A 14,313-nucleotide genomic window follows, 5' to 3' on the forward strand; every position below is an offset into this window, starting at 1 on the left:
GACCGCGTGTCCGGAGGCTGGACCGATGGGCGAGGGGCGATCCACTTCGCGTAGATTGCCGCTCAGGCAGCCGGAACAGCGCGCGGGACCACGAGGGAACAGAGGGCAAGGTGGCAAGGGCAAGGCAGGCCGTGGGTGAGGCCCGCAGGATCGTCGTCAAGGTGGGCTCCTCGTCGCTGACCACCGCCGCCGGCGGTCTGGACGCCGACCGCGTCGACGCCCTGGTCGACGTGCTGGCCAAGATCCGCAGTGGGGGAGAGCGGGAGATCGTCCTCGTGTCCTCCGGTGCCATCGCCGCCGGCCTCGCCCCGCTCGGGCTGCGCCGCCGGCCCAAGGACCTCGCCCGCCAGCAGGCCGCCGCCAGCGTCGGCCAGGGCCTGCTCGTCGCCCGCTACACCGCCTCCTTCGCCCGCTACGGCGTCCGTGTCGGCCAAGTCCTGCTCACCTCCGACGACATGAGCCGCCGCGCCCATCACCGCAATGCCTCCCGCACCCTCGACAAGCTGCTCGCGATGGGCGCCTTCCCGATCGTCAACGAGAACGACACGGTCGCCACCGACGAGATCCGCTTCGGCGACAACGACCGCCTCGCCGCCCTCGTCGCCCACCTCGTCCACGCCGACCTCCTCGTCCTCCTCTCCGACGTCGACGGCGTCTACGACGGCGACCCCAGCAGGCCCGGCACCTCGCGGATAGCGGAGGTGAAGGGCCCGGAGGACCTCGCGGGCGTCGAGATCGGCAGCGCGGGCAAGGCCGGGGTGGGCACCGGCGGGATGGTCACCAAGGTCGAGGCCGCCCGGATCGCGGCCGCGGCAGGCATCCCCGTGGTCCTCACCAGCACGGTCCACGCGGCGGACGCCCTCGGTGGCGGCGACACCGGAACCTACTTCCACCCCGCCGGCAAGCGCTCCGCCGACCGCCTCCTCTGGCTCCAGCACGCCTCCACCCCGCAGGGCGCGCTGACCCTGGACGACGGCGCGGTGGACGCCGTCGTGAAGCGCCGTACGTCGCTGCTGCCCGCCGGAATCGCCGCCGTGGAGGGCGAGTTCAGCGCCGGCGACCCCGTCGAACTGCGCGACACCTCCGGGCGTGCGGTGGCCCGTGGACTGGTCAACTTCGACGCCAAGGAGATCCCCCGGCTGATCGGGCGCTCGACCCGCGAACTGGCCCGGGAACTCGGCCCGGCGTACGAACGCGAGGTCGTACACAGGGACGACCTGGTGCTCTTGCACGCGTAAAACGGGACGTAACGACAACCCTCGGTGGGGGACGTTCCGTAAAACCGCCCCGCGCCGCCGTAGGGCCTGCTCAACTTTGTCTCAGAGACGCGTTCCGAGGGACGTTCCCGAACACTGGGTGAAGGAGGCCGTCGTGAGACGAGTGCGCACTGGGGTGGCCACCCGCGGTGCCCTGACGAGCGTCGCGGCCGGTGACACCTTCGAGCCCAGGGACCTGCCCCGGCTGTGGCACGTCACGCTCAGCGTCGCCGGGCCCGACGTCCCCCTCACCGACCTGCGGCGCGCCCTCGAACAGCTGGCCCACGACCACCCCTTCCTGCTGACCAGCCGGTACGCGAGCGACCACGCTGAGATCCGGTACTGGGAGGAGGCCCGCGACCTGCACGACGCCGCGGCCGTCGCCCTGCGCCTGTGGGGCGAGCACCGGCAGACCGCGGGTCTGCCCCCGTGGGAGATCGTCGGCCTGGAGGTCATCGACCGCGAGACCTACCACCAGCGCATCGCCGAGGGCTACGGCCCGCCGCCCGCGACACCGGTCGGGGTCCACCCCTTTTGATCCTCCTTGATCCCTCTTGAGCCCTCCTGAGACCTTGTCTCGGGGTTTGGGATGAGCGGTGACCGACCCGCCCCGCGCACTACCCTTCCCTCATGACCACGCTCTCGCCGTACGACTCGATGTCTCCGGTCACCCGGGCCGCCTACCGGGCCAAGGCCGCCGCCGCCGACCTCGCGCCGCTCCCGCGGGCCCTGAAGGACGACGCGCTGCTCGCCATCGCCGACGCCCTCGAGGTCCGGACCGGCGAGATCGTCGAGGCCAACGCCAAGGACGTCGCCAAGGCCCGGGAGAACGGCACCAGCGAGGCCATCGTCGATCGGCTCACCCTCACCCCCGAGCGGGTCCGCGCCATCGCCTCGGACGTCCGTGACGTGGCCAAGCTGCCCGACCCGGTCGGCGAGGTCGTCCGCGGCTCCACCCTCCCCAACGGCATCGACCTGCGCCAGGTCCGCGTCCCGCTCGGCGTCGTCGGCATCATCTACGAGGCCCGTCCGAACGTCACCGTGGACGCCGCCGCCCTCTGCCTGAAGTCCGGCAACGCCGTCCTGCTGCGCGGCTCCGCCTCCGCCTACGAGTCCAACACCGCCCTCGTCCGCGTCATCCGGGACGCCGTCGGCGGCGCCGGGCTGCCCGCCGACGCCGTCCAGCTGGTGCCCGGCGAGAGCCGCGAGTCCATCCGCGAGCTGATGCGCGCCCGGGGCCTGGTCGACGTGCTGATCCCGCGGGGCGGTGCCTCCCTCATCCAGACCGTGGTGAGCGAGTCCACCGTCCCGGTCATCGAGACCGGCACCGGCAACTGCCACGTCTACGTCGACGCGCGCGCCGACATCGACATGGCCATCGACATCCTGATCAACTCCAAGGCCCAGCGGGTCAGCGTCTGCAACGCCGCCGAGACCCTCCTCGTCCACCAGGACATCGCCGCCGAGTTCCTGCCGCGCGCCCTCGACGCCCTCGCCGAGGCCGGCGTCACCGTGCACGCCGACGAGCGGGTGATGGCCTACGCCAAGGACTCCAAGGCGACGGTCGTGGAGGCCGTGGCCGAGGACTGGGAGACCGAGTACCTCTCGTACGACATCGCCGCCGCGGTCGTCGACTCCCTGGACAAGGCCGTCGAGCACATCCGGCTGTGGACCTCCGGGCACACCGAGGCGATCGTCACCACCTCCCAGCAGGCCGCCCGCCGCTTCACCCAGCTGGTCGACTCCACCACCGTCGCCGTGAACGCCTCCACCCGCTTCACCGACGGCGGCCAGTTCGGCTTCGGCGCCGAGATCGGCATCTCCACCCAGAAGCTCCACGCCCGCGGTCCGATGGGTCTGCCGGAGCTGACCAGCACCAAGTACATCGTCACCGGCGACGGCCACGTGCGCCCCTGACATTCACCCGTCCGGCCGTACGCCCGGGGAGCCTTGGCGGGCGGCCGAAACGGCATCTCACCAGTCAGACGAATTTCCATACCGTCTGCCCAAATTGACCCCCCAGGTCTACTCTGGATGCGTGCCGGAGGACGTGGGGGGCACGCCGTTCCCTGACGGCTGGGAGCCCGACGACGACCACGACCGCGGGGTGTCGGACGAAGAGTTCGCCTCCGTGGTCTTCGACGAGGCCTTCGTACAGGCGGCCACGGTCCATGAGCCGACCGCCGTCGAGCGCCTCCTGGCCGCCGCACAGGCGAGAGCCGAGGCCTCCGAGGCGGAGGCCCGCCGCGCCCACGCCCGAGGCGAGCGCTACGACGACGCCTACGGTCCCGAGGGGACCGAATTCGGCCAAGATCTCGACGACGACGAGCTGGAGGACACCTACGTCCTCGGCGACCGCCACTTCGGGGGATACGGCAAGCAGGTCCGCTGGCACCGCCCCGTGGCCTGGGTACTGGCCGTCGTGATGGGCATCGGCATGGTCGCCCTGGCCTTCGCGGCCGTCTACCGGGGCGGCTCCGCCGGCACCCGGGACGGGGTCCCCACACCCGCCTCGACCGGCCTGGAACAGGGCAGCGCCGCCGCGCCCTCCGTCTCCGCCGACACCTCCCAGCCGGCGGCCTCGGCCATCCCGCGCTCCCCCTGAACGCCTGCCTTCGCTTTTGGTGAGCACCTGTCAGAACTTGTCGTGTAGCAGGGCGTTTACCTGAGGCTCGTGCGACCTACTCTGAAAGTATGGGCGGGCCTGGAGACCCACCGGAGGGCACACCCGAGGGCGGCCCCGCAGGTGGAGAGGACGAGTACCGATCCGTCGTGTTCGACGAGTCGTTCGTCCGTGCTGCCCGCCTCCAGGAGTACTCCGCCGAGGAGCGGATGGCCGACCACGCGCCCGCCGTACGCCGCCGCCCGCCCCTGCACCGCGGACTGACCCGGCAGGCCCTGATCCTCGTCCTGCTGATCGCCGTCGCCTTCGGCACCGCGATCTACATGGGCGTCCGCCACCCCTACGGCTCCCCTGAGACCCGGCGCCCCGTCGAGCCCCTGCGGATGACGGTGATCCCGCTCGCCCCCACGGGCAAGGTGCCCGGCACCGCCGACGCCGAGTACCTGTACGCACACAGTCCCGCCGCCCAGTACGAGGTCGGCGCCGAGGGTATACCCCTGCCGGCCTCCCGCAGCACCGCCCACTTCTCCGACAGCGAGGTGGTGACCGCGCTCACCACCGCCAAGGACTACATCGTCCGCTCCTCGCTCTACCCCGAGGTGCTCACCGGCCGCCAGGTCCGCCCCGCCCGGTCCCTCCTCGACGCCGACCAGCTCGACCAGTTCGACCAGAGCTTCGACCGCCCGGCCGGGGACGGCCGGCACGCCCCCACCGGCTGGCTGGTCCGTCTCGACCCCTCCCGCGCCCAGCTCGCCGACGACCGGATCCGCGTCCAGGGCGACCTTCAGGCGTCCGAGAGCGACTCGGGCACCCTGGAGGTCACCGCCGACCACACCTTCGTCTACGCCCTGCGCCCCACCGGGGCCGCGGCGAACGCGCCGGTGTCCCTGTTCACGGTCCGCCGCGAGCTGACCTTCCGCTTCACCCGCGACGACCTGCGCACCCACCAGGTCCAGCTGCTCGCGTCCTACGTCCAGGCCGGCCCCCTCGCCTGCGCCGAGGACTCCACGTCCTACTTCCGCCCTCTCCTGGCCGGCCAGACCGCCCACACCGGCGGCCCCGCGGGCACCGACCCCTACGAGACGGACAGCCCCACGGCCCTGTGCGGGACGCTGGCCGCTGGGGCTGAGCCGAAGGTGTGAGCCGGGAGTTTCGGGGGCCGGCGGGGCGGGGGTGAGGGTGTTCGGGTGCGGCGGCGTGTGGTGCTTTCCGGTCGCCCGGGGTGTGGGGCGATTTCGGGTCGCCCGGGGTGTGCGGCGTTTTCCGGGTGTCCGGGGTTGGTCTTTCGGGCTGAGGAGGGTTCGGCGCCGCCCGGATCCGCCGTCGTGGCTGAGCGCCGTTGCGGCGGGGAAGACAAGGCCGAGGGTGTCATGGCGGCAGATGAGCCGGACGCGGGTGCCGCGCCGGTAGGCGAGCAGGAGGCGGGTGCCGTTGTGGAGAGGGGTGTCAGCCCTCGGCCGGGGCGTCTGTCGGGCCTTCCTTCGCGGGAGGCGGGCTGCGGAAGCCGTCGAAGCCGCGGCGAACCCGGCCGCCCAGGTCACCCGCACCGCCCGCGAGGTCCGTGACCAGCTTCATCAGCGGGTCCTTGGAGGTCTTCACATCGCTCGCGTAGCTGGCCGCCGACTCGCGGAAGGAGTCGCTGACCGAGGTGTCCTTGTCCTCGTCACGCCGCGGGTAGTGGCCGTCCATGATCCGCTGGAAATCCCGGGACTCGGCCCACTTCTTCAGCTCGGCCGCACGGATCGTGGCGAAGGGGTGCGAGCGGGGCAGCACGTTCAGGATCTTCAGCACGGAGTCGCGCAGGTCGCCCCCGGCGTCGTACTCCTCGGCCTGCTCCAGGAACGCGTCCACGTTCATCTCGTGCAGATGGTTGCCGCCCGCGATCTTCATCAGGCCGCGCATCGAGGCCTTGACGTCCTGCCCGACCAGCAGCCCCGCCCGGTCCGCGGACAGCTCCGACTTGCGGAACCACTCCCGCAGCGCCGTCACGAGCGCCATGATCGCGAGGTTGCCCAGCGGAATCCAGGCCACCCTCAGCGCGAGGGTGGTCAGGAACAGCAGGATCGTGCGGTACACCGAGTGACCGGACAGCGCGTGTCCCACCTCGTGCCCGACGACCGCCCGCATCTCCTCCTCGTCGAGGAGTTCCACGAGCCCCGTGGTGACCACGATGATCGGCTCGTCCAGGCCGATGCACATCGCGTTCGGCTGCGGGTCCTGGTTGACGTACATGGGCGGGACCTTCTCCAGGTCCAGGATGTAACAGGCGTCCAGCAGCATGTGATGCAGATGCTGGAACTGCCGCTCGGAGACGCGCACCGAGTCGGACAGGAACAGCAGTCTCAGGCTCCGCTCGGGCAGCAGCCCGCTGAGCGCCTTGAAGACGGTGTCGAATCCGCTCAGCTTGCGCAGCGCGACCAGGGCCGAGCGGTCGGCCGGATGCTCGTAGGCACGCGAGGAGATCCCCGGGAAGCGCCTGCGCTGCCTGCTCGGCACGCTCTCGTGCCCTGTCTGCTGCTGGCCGTCGTCGGACATGTCTTCCCCCATGTGCGTGTGAGTGCCCACTGTGCCCCCGAAGCAGAGCCCAGCCTAGGCGGAGATACCGTGGACGGGCAGTACAGCCGAAGGAGTCCACAGATGGAGCACCACCCCGCAGCCGCGTGGCTGACCGAGGCCGCCACGAGCGCCGTCCAGCAGCACGGATCGGGCGATCTGCTCCGTATCGTCCTGATCGTGATGATCCTGGGCTGTGCACTGACCGCCTGGTTCCTGCTGAGCGGCTACAAGCGGAAAGACGACTGACAGCTCGCGGAAGTTCCCCGCGCGGCGCGAACGGCGGAGTCGGCGTGATCGTCGCCGGGGCGCCCGCATACGATGAGCCGACATCTTTATCCCGCCCACACGCGTTAGGTCCTGCCGAAGATGAGCCTTCACAGCGCCGCAGCCCAGCTGGTCACCCTCGCCGAAGCCGAGGGCGGCCACCACAACAGCCTCAACCCGGCGGTCACCGGCGGCAGCGCCCTCGCCATCCTGCTGCTTCTGCTGTGGATCACCACCCGCTTCAACCGCGACCGCTGAGCAGGGACCCCGTCCCCGGCCGGACACCAGAGGCCGGGCCGGTAGGGTCTGCACGCATGGGAGAGCAGGACATGCCTACCGGCCCGGCGTACGAGACCGCCGACGACACGGTCAAGCACCCGCAGTACCGCCGGCACCGGCCGGGCCACGGCCCCGCCGACACGGGCAAGCGGCGCCTGGGCGTCATGGGCGGAACCTTCGACCCGATCCACCACGGGCACCTGGTGGCGGCCAGCGAGGTCGCCGCGCAGTTCCAGCTCGACGAGGTGGTGTTCGTGCCCACCGGCCAGCCGTGGCAGAAGTCGCACCGCAAGGTCTCCCCGGCCGAGGACCGCTATCTGATGACGGTCATCGCCACCGCCGAGAACCCGCAGTTCTCCGTCAGCCGCATCGACATCGACCGCGGCGGCCCCACCTACACCGTGGACACCCTGCGCGACCTCCGCGCGCTCAACCCCGACACGGACCTGTTCTTCATCACCGGCGCCGACGCCCTCGCCCAGTTGCTGACCTGGCGGGACAGCGAGGAACTGTTCTCCCTCGCGCACTTCATCGGCGTCACCCGGCCCGGCCACCATCTGTCCGACCCCGGCCTGCCGGAGGGCGGCGTCTCGTTCGTCGAGGTGCCCGCGCTGGCCATCTCCTCCACGGACTGCCGTGCGAGAGTCGCCAAGGGAGAACCCATCTGGTACATGGTGCCGGACGGAGTCGTGCGCTACATCGACAAGCGCGAGCTGTACCGCGGCGAGTGAGCCGAGAGGGGCACCGGTGAACGACCGATACGACGCGGGTGACGCCGGCTACGGCACGGGCCCGTACGAAATCGTCGGCTACGACGAGTACGGCCGGCCCGTGTACCGGCAGGTCCCGGCACAGCAGGCACAGCAGGCTCAGCAGACGACCTACGACCCGTACGCCCAGCAGCAGGGCTACGGCTACGACCCGTACGCCACCGGCCAGCAGCCGCCGGTGACCTCCCACGACCCCGGCCGGCCCGCGCCCGGGTACGACCCCTATGGCTCCCAGGCCCCGTACGACCCCTACGGCACCGGCACCCAGCACCCCGCCGGCTACGACCCCTACGGGCAGGCCGCGAGCAGCGGACAGCAGCCCCGGGTCACCGAGCAGACCGCCTACATCCCGCAGCAGGCGGGCCCGGCGGAGCACTCGCACGCCCCGGCGCAGCCCGAGCGGCCGCACGACGACGGTGACCGGGACTACCACACCGAGCAGTTCGCGTTCGTCGAGGAGCCGGACGGTGACTCCGAGGACGTCATCGACTGGCTGAAGTTCACCGAGAACCGCACCGAGCGCCGCGAGGAGGCCCGGCGCCGCGCCCGCAGCCGGATCATCGCCCTCCTCGTCGTCCTCGCCCTCGTCGCCGTCGGCGGCGTCGGCTACCTCTGGTACGCCGGGAAGCTGCCCGGCCTGTCCTCCTCCGGCTCCAAGCCCGGCGCGGCCATTCCGGTCGGCGCCCAGAAACGCGACGTGATCGTCGTCCACCTGCACAACACCGGCAAGGGCGGTACCTCCACGGCGCTGCTGGTCGACAACACCACCACCAAGCAGGGCAGCACCGTGCTGCTGCCCAACTCCCTCGCCCTGAGCGACGACGACGGCTCCACCACCACCCTCGCCAAGTCGGTGGACGACGACGGCTCCTCCGGCACCCGCGACCAGCTCGGCACTGTCCTCGGCACCGACATCCAGGGCACGTGGCGCCTGGACACCCCCTACCTGCAGAACCTGGTCGACCTGGTCGGCAACATCGACATCGACACCAATACCGACGTGCCCGACCCGGACGCGAAGAAGAAGGGCGCCGAGCCCCTCGTCCACAAGGGCAGCGACCAGACCCTCAGCGGCAAGACGGCCGTCGCCTATGCCACCTACCGCGCCGCCGGCGAGTCCCAGAACGCTCAGCTGGAGCGGTTCGGCCAGGTCATGCAGGGCGTGCTGCGCAAGCTGTCCTCCGACCCGTCGTCGGCCACGACCACCGTGCAGACCCTCGCGCAGATCCTCGACCCGCCGCTCACCGACAAGGACCTCGGCACCTTCCTCGCCAAGCTCGCCGACCTCGCCAAGAGCGGCGCCTACAAGACGGCCCTGCTGCCCGTGCAGGCCGACGGCACCCTGAGCGCCAAGACCAGCGACAGCGTGGTGAGGGACATCCTCGGCGGCACCGCCAAGAGCCCCGACGCCGGTTCCGCGGTCCGGGTCTCCGTGCAGAACGCCACCGGTGTGAAGGACGACACGGAGAAGGCCCGCGTGGTGCTGCTCAACGGCGGCTTCACCTTCCTGGAAGGCGGCACCGCCTCCGGCACGCAGGCCACCTCGAAGGTGGTCTACGCGGGCGCCTCCCACAAGTCGGACGCCACCGAGGTCGCCAAGACCCTCGGTCTGCCCGCCGGCTCCGTCACCAAGGGCACCGTCTCCTCCGGCGCGGACGTCTCGGTCGTCCTCGGTCAGGACTACAAGCCCGCCAGTTCCTGACCCGGTCCCGGCCACCCCACGTGCCACCGTAATCACGTGGGGTGCGCCGGGCGGTCCGTGAGACCCTTGAGGTCCAGTGACCGCCGACCCGAAAGCTTCGTAGTGACCGCCACCGACCGTTCCCTTGAGCTCATCAACACCGCCGCCCAGGCGGCGGCTGACAAGCTCGCCCACGACGTCATCGCCTACGACGTCAGCGACGTACTGTCGATCACGGACGCCTTCCTGCTGGCCTCCGCGCCGAACGACCGCCAGGTCAGGGCCATCGTCGACGAGATCGAGGAGCGCCTGCTCAAGGAGCTCGGCGCCAAGCCGGTGCGCCGCGAGGGCGACCGCGAGTCCCGCTGGATCCTGCTCGACTACGTCGACATCGTCGTGCACGTCCAGCACAGCGAGGAGCGGGTCTTCTACGCCCTGGAGCGGCTGTGGAAGGACTGCCCCGAGCTGGAGCTGCCCGCCGACGCCAAGGCCACCCGCGGCAAGGCGGAGGAGCACGCGAAGCTGCAGGCCGCCGAGGCCGAGCAGGAGTCGGGCGGGGAGTGGTGATGAGCTCCACCGGCGAGGTGACCGACCGCAAGAGCCGCGGCCGTCGCATCATCCTGTGGCGGCACGGCCAGACCGCCTGGAACGTGGAGCGACGCTTCCAGGGCAGCACGGACGTCGCGCTGACCGAGACCGGCATCGGCCAGGCCCGCCGGGCCGCCCGGCTGCTGGCCTCGCTGGGGCCGGACGCGATCATCTCCTCGGACCTGCAGCGGGCGGCGGACACGGCCGCCGAGCTGGCCGTCCTCACCGGCCTCGACGTCACCCGCGAGGAGGGCCTGCGCGAGACCTACGCGGGCGTCTGGCAGGGGCTGACGCACGAGGAGATCATCGCCCGCTACGGCGAGGAGTACACCGCCTGGAAGCGCGGCGAGGCGGTCCGCCGCGGCGGCGGCGAACTGGAGACCGAGGTCGCCGAGCGCGCCGCGCCCGTCGTCCTGCGGCACCTCGAGAAGCTGCCCGAGGACGGCACGCTCGTCGTCGTCAGCCACGGCGGCACCATCCGCACCACCATCGGCCGGCTGCTCGGCCTGGAGGCCGGGCACTGGGAGAGCCTCGGTGGCCTCTCCAACTGCTGCTGGTCCGTGCTCGGTCAGGGCGCCCGCGGCTGGCGCCTGCTGGAGCACAACGCCGGCACCCTCCCGGAGCCGGTCCTCGGCGACGACGACTGAGCCTCAGGAGGCTCGCGGACGCCGGATTTCACTTTCTGGCAGGTCACAGGCTAAAGTTCTTCTTGTTCGCCCCGCCGAGCGGGGCGAGACACCATGCGGCTCCGCCGCGTGGCGTGAGGGGCTATAGCTCAGTTGGTAGAGCGCCTGCATGGCATGCAGGAGGTCAGGAGTTCAATTCTCCTTAGCTCCACTGATCGGCACTCTGTTGAGTTGTCAAAGATCGGTGATGAAGGTCCCGTCCCCTCAGGGGGCGGGATTTTCTGTTGTGGACGACGGTGGCCACAGTCGCTCTCTTCGCTCCCGCAACATCGTGACCTTCTCGCGCGACTCCTCGTCCTTCGGGGTGTAGACGACGATCCGGCACTCGGGCATCCCGTCGATGGACAGCGACTGTGAGGTCATCCGCATCTCGCCCACCGCCGCGTGACGGAACGTCTTCACCCGAGGGCCCGGCGGTATCACCTCACCGCTCGCCCACAGCTGCGCGAACCAGGGGCTCGCCGCCGACAGCGCGCGTATGTACTCCTCCCAGGCCGGCTCGCCCACGTGTCTGCCGTACGCCGACCGCAGCGTCGCCACCATCACCGGCAGCTCGCGCTCCCGGTGCACCACCGGACAGGCCCTCTCGGGCACCGTGAACAGCGTCCACAGGGCGTTCGGCGCGCCGATCCCGGCTGTCTGCGGCACAGTGAACAGGTCGAGGTAGGCGGAGTTGGCGGCCAGGATGTCGTAACGCGAGTTGTAGACCACCGCCAGCAGTGGGTCGAGGGTGTCGATGATGGCCTGCACCTCGGAGGTGACGCGTCGGGGCAGGGCATCCGGGGCCGCCTCGAACGGCACCTCCGCCAGCCGGTAGAGATGCTCCCGCTCCGGCGCGTCCAGCCGCAGTGTGCGGGCGACCGCGTCCAGCACCTGTGGTGAGGCGTTGATCGCCCGGCCCTGCTCCAGCCAGGTGTACCAGGTGACACCCACACCGGAGAGCTGGGCGACCTCCTCCCGGCGCAGCCCGGGTGTGCGCCGCCGCAGGCCCGGCGGCATGCCCACGTCGGCCGGTGTCACCCGCGCCCGCCTGGTGCGCAGGAAGGAGGCCAGCTCCGGCCTGCGGCGCCGAGCGCTCGCCGGCCGGACCGTCTCCGCCGTCCGCGCCCTGTGCGCTGTGCTCGTCGTTTGCGCTGTGCTCGCCGTCTTCGCTGCGTTCACCGTGTTCGTCGTTTTCGCGGTGTCCGTCGTGTTCGTCGCGTGCGTCGTCATCGCGCGTGTCCCCCCGCCATCCCCCGTCGTCCCCGCCATCCTCGGCATCCCCCGATCCCCGTCATCCCCGACGTCCCCGTCCTCATCGTCCGCACCCTGACCCGGCCCTGCCAGGTGCTGGCAGTACCAGCATCGCCGGGCTCTCGGCACCGGTACCGGACCGTCGTCAGGCTCGACGCCATGACGACGACATCCCGAACCGGGCCCGTTCCGAACCCTGCGATCAGTGAAACACCCGCCACTGACAGTGACCCCTCGATCGCCGAGGGTTCCTCATCAACCGTCACCGACAGTGAAGCACCCCGCACTGACAACGGGTCCCGGCTGCTGCTGCCGGTCCTGCTCACCGCCCTGTTCATGGCGGCCCTCGACGTCTTCATCGTGAACGTCGCGGCCCCCACCATCGGTTCCGCACTCCATGCCTCGGGCGCCGACCTGCAGCTGGTCATCGCCGGCTACGCCATCTCCTACTCCGTGCTGCTGATCACCGGCGCCAGGCTCGGCGACAGGCTCGGCCACGGCCGGGTCCACCTCGCCGGTGTCGCCCTGTTCACCGCCGCCTCGCTCGCCTGCGGTCTGGCGCAGGGGGCGACCGAACTGATCGTCTTCCGGCTGGTGCAGGGTGCCGGTGCGGCGCTGGCCATCCCGCAGGTGCTCAGCCTGATCCAGCGCACCTTCGCCGGCGAGGCCCGGGCCCGGGCGCTCGGCGCCTATTCCGCGGTTCTCGCCGTCGGTGCGGCGGCCGGGCAGATCGTGGGCGGTGTGCTGGTCAGCGCCGATCTGTTCGGCACCGGGTGGCGGCCGGTCTTCCTCGTCAACGTGCCGGTGGGCGCCGTACTGCTCGTACTCGGCCGCCGGGTGCTGCCGCTCGGCGGCGTGCGCGGGAAGGAGCGGGCCCGTGCGCTCGACCTGCCCGGACTGGTGCTGCTGGGCGCGGGCGTGTCGCTGCTGACGGTGCCGCTGGTGCTCGGGCAGGAGGAGGGCTGGCCGCTGTGGTCCTGGCTGTCGCTGGCCGGTGCGGTCGTGCTGTTCGCGCTGTTCTGCGGGTACGAGACCCGGCTGGCCCGGCACGGCGGCGCCCCGCTGATTGCTCCCCGAGTGCTGCGCCATCCGGGCATCGGCCTGGCCGTCTTCCGCATCCTCGCCGTGATGTCGGTCAACGCGGGCTTCCTCTTCGCGCTGACCCTGCACGTCCAGGGCGGCCTCGGCTACAGCGCGCTGCGGGCCGGACTGAGCTTCGCCCCGACCGCCGGCGTCTTCGGCGCCGTCAGCCTGACCTGGCGGAGGTGGCCCGCCGGGCTGCAACGGGCGCTGACCCCGGCCGGGTTCGTGCTGACCGCGGTGTCCGTGGCCGTCGTCGGGCTGGCCTTCCACGGGGGCGGCGACGGGGGAGCGGTCCTGTACGCCGGGTACACGGGCTTGGGCGCCGGGCTGGCGCTCGCCTTCAGCCCGACGCTCACCGGTGCGCTCGCCACCGTGCGGCCCGAGGACGCGGCGGACGCCAGCGGTCTGCTGGCGACGGTCACCCAGCTCGGTCAGCTGATCGGCGTGGCGTCTTTCGGCACACTGTTCCTGAACCGGGTTGAGTCGCTCGGGGTTCTGCGCTCGTATACCTCTGCGGAGGCGTTCTCGGTGTGTGCCTGGGCGCTGGCCTCAGCGGCTGCGGCGGGCGCCGTGTCCGGACTGGTACTGAGGCGTCGCTGACCGTATTGCTCCGGCCGTGGCAGAATCAAACGGCCGGAAGGGGGCGCGGCCCGACGGGAGGGAGTAGCGATGCCTGCGAGCATCCTTGAGGAGGTCCGCCACCTCCTCGGTGCAGCCTTGATACGGGACACGACCACCCGGCTGAGCTGCCCTTCCTGTGGTTCCGCGCATGTCGCCCAAGTTCTCGGCGACAACGGCGGAATCTCCTACGTGTGCACGGCCTGCGGCCACAGCTGGAGCTGATCGATGGGTGCACACAGGCGAAAGTGTGACTGGTGTGGGAGCGGTACGCCGATCGTCCGTGACATGGAGCCGATCAATCCCGACTACCAGTACTGGTGCGAGGAATGCGCGCGGGCGCTGATCATAAAAGGCGACCCGATCGAGACGTACCGGGAATTGGAGGGCGAGCCGATCTACGGCCGCCTTCTCGAGGAGCACTGCACACTCAAGCGGTTCTACTCCTTCGTGACCGCCTGACACCGGGCGCATCGCTGTCGCGTTCCGGCGACGTCGACCGGGCCGGCACGAGGAACGGCGCACCGGTTGCCGCGTAGAGGGCCGAGAGCATCAATTCCTCGGCCTTCTGGTGCAGTTCCGCCCGTCCGGTTCCGTGCGGTACCCACCAGGGCGTACGAACAGAAGATCAGGAGCGTGCCCAGGGGCGCTGCCTTGTGCCGGTGTGTCCACAGGA

Annotated in this window: 16 protein-coding genes and 1 tRNA gene; 15 read left to right on the plus strand and 2 right to left on the minus strand. The window is 70.9% G+C overall.

Going from position 1 to position 14,313, the window contains the following annotated elements:
- Positions 1-131 precede the first annotated feature (131 nt).
- The 5 genes from proB (at position 132) to SRB17_RS02595 (ending at position 5,021) form a co-directional block, all read left to right on the plus strand.
- Positions 132-1,238: a glutamate 5-kinase gene (gene proB / locus SRB17_RS02575; protein ID WP_323375106.1), complete on the plus strand. Its 1,107-nt coding sequence runs from the start codon at positions 132-134 to the stop codon at positions 1,236-1,238.
- A gap of 133 nt (positions 1,239-1,371) precedes the next feature.
- Positions 1,372-1,794, plus strand: a complete 423-nt coding sequence (locus SRB17_RS02580; protein WP_323374871.1) for a hypothetical protein — start codon at positions 1,372-1,374, stop codon at positions 1,792-1,794.
- A 92-nt stretch (positions 1,795-1,886) separates the two neighbouring features.
- Positions 1,887-3,173: a glutamate-5-semialdehyde dehydrogenase gene (locus SRB17_RS02585; protein WP_153534207.1), complete on the plus strand. Its 1,287-nt coding sequence runs from the start codon at positions 1,887-1,889 to the stop codon at positions 3,171-3,173.
- A gap of 94 nt (positions 3,174-3,267) precedes the next feature.
- Positions 3,268-3,861, plus strand: coding sequence for a hypothetical protein (locus SRB17_RS02590; protein ID WP_153534210.1), 594 nt, complete (start codon positions 3,268-3,270; stop codon positions 3,859-3,861).
- An 89-nt stretch (positions 3,862-3,950) separates the two neighbouring features.
- Complete coding sequence (locus SRB17_RS02595) at positions 3,951-5,021, plus strand: hypothetical protein (RefSeq protein ID WP_153534212.1); 1,071 nt, start codon at positions 3,951-3,953, stop codon at positions 5,019-5,021.
- Positions 5,022-5,325: 304 nt separating this feature from the next.
- On the opposite strand, the gene SRB17_RS02600 is transcribed toward SRB17_RS02595, so the two are convergent.
- Positions 5,326-6,414 (minus strand): M48 family metallopeptidase, encoded by a 1,089-nt coding sequence (locus SRB17_RS02600; protein ID WP_153534214.1) that lies wholly within the window; start codon positions 6,412-6,414, stop codon positions 5,326-5,328.
- 102 nt (positions 6,415-6,516) lie between these two features.
- Between SRB17_RS02600 and SRB17_RS02605 the strand changes: the two genes are divergently transcribed.
- The 7 genes from SRB17_RS02605 (at position 6,517) to SRB17_RS02630 (ending at position 10,854) form a co-directional block, all read left to right on the plus strand.
- A complete protein-coding gene (locus SRB17_RS02605) occupies positions 6,517-6,681 on the plus strand; it encodes a hypothetical protein (RefSeq protein ID WP_153534215.1) in 165 nt (54 codons plus the stop codon).
- 120 nt (positions 6,682-6,801) lie between these two features.
- Complete coding sequence (locus SRB17_RS45285) at positions 6,802-6,957, plus strand: hypothetical protein (protein ID WP_194293880.1); 156 nt, start codon at positions 6,802-6,804, stop codon at positions 6,955-6,957.
- A 56-nt stretch (positions 6,958-7,013) separates the two neighbouring features.
- On the plus strand, positions 7,014-7,709 hold the full coding sequence (gene nadD, locus SRB17_RS02610) for a nicotinate-nucleotide adenylyltransferase (protein ID WP_153534217.1): 696 nt from the start codon (positions 7,014-7,016) through the stop codon (positions 7,707-7,709).
- A 16-nt stretch (positions 7,710-7,725) separates the two neighbouring features.
- Positions 7,726-9,450, plus strand: coding sequence for an LCP family protein (locus SRB17_RS02615; RefSeq protein WP_323374872.1), 1,725 nt, complete (start codon positions 7,726-7,728; stop codon positions 9,448-9,450).
- Positions 9,451-9,552: 102 nt separating this feature from the next.
- Positions 9,553-9,996 carry a ribosome silencing factor gene (rsfS, locus tag SRB17_RS02620; RefSeq protein ID WP_323374873.1) on the plus strand — a complete coding sequence of 148 codons (444 nt, stop codon included), beginning with the start codon at positions 9,553-9,555 and terminating at the stop codon, positions 9,994-9,996.
- A complete protein-coding gene (locus SRB17_RS02625) occupies positions 9,996-10,664 on the plus strand; it encodes a histidine phosphatase family protein (RefSeq protein ID WP_153534221.1) in 669 nt (222 codons plus the stop codon). The genes rsfS and SRB17_RS02625 overlap by 1 nt, the downstream gene beginning before the upstream one ends.
- Positions 10,665-10,781: 117 nt before the next feature.
- Positions 10,782-10,854 (plus strand) — tRNA-Ala (locus SRB17_RS02630).
- Between the two features lie 53 nt (positions 10,855-10,907).
- On the opposite strand, the gene SRB17_RS02635 is transcribed toward SRB17_RS02630, so the two are convergent.
- Positions 10,908-11,915: a helix-turn-helix transcriptional regulator gene (locus SRB17_RS02635; protein WP_153534223.1), complete on the minus strand. Its 1,008-nt coding sequence runs from the start codon at positions 11,913-11,915 to the stop codon at positions 10,908-10,910.
- 339 nt (positions 11,916-12,254) lie between these two features.
- On the opposite strand from SRB17_RS02635, the gene SRB17_RS02640 reads away from it, so the two are divergent.
- The 3 genes from SRB17_RS02640 (at position 12,255) to SRB17_RS02650 (ending at position 14,099) form a co-directional block, all read left to right on the plus strand.
- A complete protein-coding gene (locus tag SRB17_RS02640; RefSeq protein ID WP_267133407.1) occupies positions 12,255-13,619 on the plus strand; it encodes an MFS transporter in 1,365 nt (454 codons plus the stop codon).
- Positions 13,620-13,688: 69 nt separating this feature from the next.
- Entirely contained in the window at positions 13,689-13,862 is a 174-nt protein-coding gene (locus SRB17_RS02645) for a hypothetical protein (RefSeq protein ID WP_153534225.1), read from the plus strand.
- Between the two features lie 3 nt (positions 13,863-13,865).
- A complete protein-coding gene (locus tag SRB17_RS02650) occupies positions 13,866-14,099 on the plus strand; it encodes a hypothetical protein (protein WP_006136074.1) in 234 nt (77 codons plus the stop codon).
- Positions 14,100-14,313: the final 214 nt, after the last annotated feature.

Origin of the sequence: Streptomyces sp. RB17 (assembly GCF_009604455.1) — a bacterium.
Classification (GTDB): domain Bacteria; phylum Actinomycetota; class Actinomycetes; order Streptomycetales; family Streptomycetaceae; genus Streptomyces.